At 64.2% G+C, this 2,828-nt stretch carries 2 protein-coding genes and 1 pseudogene; all 3 read right to left on the reverse strand.

Annotated elements, in window-relative coordinates; all coding sequences use genetic code 11:
- Window positions 1-339 (reverse strand): annotated as a pseudogene (locus ACEW8G_RS14230) (ATP-binding protein); the annotation flags it as partial.
- A complete protein-coding gene (locus ACEW8G_RS14235; protein WP_373489062.1) occupies window positions 339-806 on the reverse strand; it encodes a hypothetical protein in 468 nt (155 codons plus the stop codon). The pseudogene ACEW8G_RS14230 and the gene ACEW8G_RS14235, both read right to left, overlap by 1 nt.
- 128 nt (window positions 807-934) lie before the next feature.
- Window positions 935-2,761, reverse strand: coding sequence for a cyclic nucleotide-binding and patatin-like phospholipase domain-containing protein (locus ACEW8G_RS14240; protein ID WP_373489063.1), 1,827 nt, complete (start codon window positions 2,759-2,761; stop codon window positions 935-937).
- Between the last annotated feature and the right edge of the window lie 67 nt (window positions 2,762-2,828).

Raw genomic sequence — 2,828 nt, forward strand, 5'->3', positions numbered from 1 at the left:
CCGATCTGGCGCAATCGCCAGCAGCCCGCTTTCGCCCTCCACCATGATGCTGCGTGCCTCGCCAAGATTGGCGGCGACCAGCGCGATGCGGGCGCTGGCATCGGCTTCGGCAATTCCGCGCACCCATTCTGCGCCCGCGCGCGTCTTGCCAAAGCCACGCCCTGCCATGGTCAGCCAGATCCGCCAATTGCCCGGCGGGGCAAGCTGCTGCGGACGTGCCCAGAACGCCCAGTTGCACAGCGTCAGCGCCGCCTCATCATTGTCCAGCGCATCAAACCAGGCATCAAAGGCCGCAGGTTCAAGCCGGGCCAGCCGTTCGGCCAGCGAAATGTCTTGCATCAATCAGGCTGCGGGTCGCCGCCCGCGCCATCAGCGGTTGAGGCATTCAGCCGAGCCCTGATCAATTCCAGCTTGGCCGCCAGCCGGTCGCGTGCTCCGGTAAGATTGGCCATTGAAGCAGCGGCGCGATCGTCGCCCTCACGCACCAGCCCCGCCTTGTAGGCCATCAGCATCTTGAGGCTTTGTGCGTCATCATACTCGGTCATCCGCCCTTGCTTGCCATCGGCGCGCTTATAGGGCTTTTTAACGCCAAAGCGCGCACGGCCGAGCATCTCAAGCTCAAGATCGGTATAGCCTGAGACCGCCGCATCGGCCCAGGCCTGCGCAAAATCCGCGTCAACCGAGCGTAGCCGATACACCTGCCCGCGCGTCACGCCGGCCCGCCGCGCTGATTTCGACACGTGGGAGGTTTCAGCCAGATGATCCAGAAACGCGGCGATGCGCTCCGGGGTGAGGGGCTCGGACAAACGGCTTGGCTCCGCGATCAGCAATGTGAGGGGTGGCACGATTGGCACCGGGCAAACCGCCCGAATCGCTTCATCCCGATCTTCTGTATATTTGCCATAACAGCGTGACGCTGTCAAGCAAAAACAACCTATCTGGTTACCTCATCGCGCAGGGCGATCAGTTCCGCATTGGTGGCGAGTTGATCGGCGACATAGCTTGCGGCTGCGCTGGCCTGCTTGCGGCCGAGGTGCCAGTCGAGGATCTGCATGCCGGGCATGATCGGCGGCGAGAGCAGGATATCGCTCTCCCGCAGCATCGAGCGCGATGCAATTCGGCTGGCGACAACCATCGATCGTTGCATGATTTCGACAATCGAGGGGAAATCGCTGTTCGATTTTCGGCGCAGCAGCAGGTCGCGGATCAACTGCCCCCGGCGGCGCAGCGCGCCATAAGCCGCCTGAATGCGCCATGTCTGCCCCGCCGCACCCAGTGTCACAACGATGTTGGGGCCGGATTTGAGCGCGCGCATGGTCACGACGGGCACATTATCGAGCACCCCGCCATCGACCAGAATATTGCCTTCATCATCAATGAACGGCGGCAGGATGGTGGGCAGCGAACCCGATGCGCGCACCGCATGCCACAAGGGGCCGCGCCGGTGGACATGCAGGTCGTTGGTCGACAGGTTGGTCGATATTGCAAAGAAATTGACCGGCTGGTCGGCAATATCGGCGGTGCTGTAGCGCGCGGCCAGCTCGGCATCGAACACCGCCGGGTCGAGCAGTGAATGCACCGGCACGGTGAAGCGGCGCATCGCCTTGGCATCGATGAACATCGCCTCGACCTGATCGAGCGTTTGCGCCACGCTTAACCCCTGCGCAATCGCCGCACCCATCGCTGCGCCAGCGCTGGTGCCGCCGATCACGTCAATCGGGATCCCGGCTTCCTGCAGCCCCCGGATCACCCCAAGGTGTGCGCAACCCAATGCACCGCCGCCCGCGAGCACCAGCCCGACCGCGCGCCCGGTCAGAAACCGCGCGACACGGGCAAAGTCAGCGTCGCAATCGAGCGCCAGATGATGGTGCAGATGCGGGTCACGTGCATCCAGCCACGCCCGGGTATTGCGGATAGGATCGCTGCCGCTGTCGCGCAACACCAGCAACGTGCGGTTGGCGGGCTCGATCAGGCCGCAGCCGATCTGTTCAACAGGGTTGAGCGCATGGCTGCCATCGTTGCTGGCGATCATCAGCAAGCCATCCGCATTGCGGCAGGCCAGCGCGCTCCATTCCACGTCACCGCTGGTGTCCACCAGAATATAGCCGCGCCGCGATTCGTGCTCGCGCAACATCTGCTGATAGGTCGAGGCTGGCCCCGGCGGCGCATCCGATTCGCGCAGCAACATGACATGCCGGTCGTCTGGCACCAGTCGCCGAATCGCGTCGACCAGCCGCTCCAGCACCGCCGGTGCGATGCGACTGCCTCCCGCCGCTGTCACCGCAATGACGCGGGGTAGCCGCGCCTCCATCGGCGGAGTTTTGGCGGTGACCGCAGCCAGCCGCTGCGTGACCGCGGTCAGGATGGCTGGCACGAGCTGCGGATAATCTGCAACCACCGCATCATAACATTCACGATCGAGCGCCATGACAACGCTGTCGCGGCTCGCCTGCAGCGTGGCGGTGCGCGTGCCACCGCCGAAAAAGGCGAGTTCGCCCACCGGCTCTCCTGCCTCGATTTGTGCCACCGCCTTGCTGCCGGTCGGCGATTCGATGACCACACGAAAGCGTCCGGTCTCGACAAAATACAGCGTATCGGCGAGATCGCCCTGGCGCACCAGAATGTCGCCCGCAGCGACCTCAACCCGCCGCGCCTTGGTGCTCAACGCATCGATGGCTGTTTGATCGACGTCGGCGAACAGCCCCGATTGCATCCAGTCACGCAGACTGCTGTCAGATGGGTGCGGACCGGGCTCTGGCATGTTCGAGTCTCCTGAGCGGGCCACGCGCAGGCATGTGCAGCCCCGGGTCGATCAAAATGGCAGGCCC

The organism is Blastomonas sp., from assembly GCF_041747255.1.
In the GTDB taxonomy this organism is placed as follows: Bacteria; Pseudomonadota; Alphaproteobacteria; order Sphingomonadales; family Sphingomonadaceae; genus Blastomonas.

Coding starts and splice junctions, on each gene's coding strand:
- ACEW8G_RS14240 (WP_373489063.1), bottom strand. CDS start 2,761: ATGCCAGAGCCCGGTCCGCACCCATCTGACAGCAGTCTGCGTGACTGG.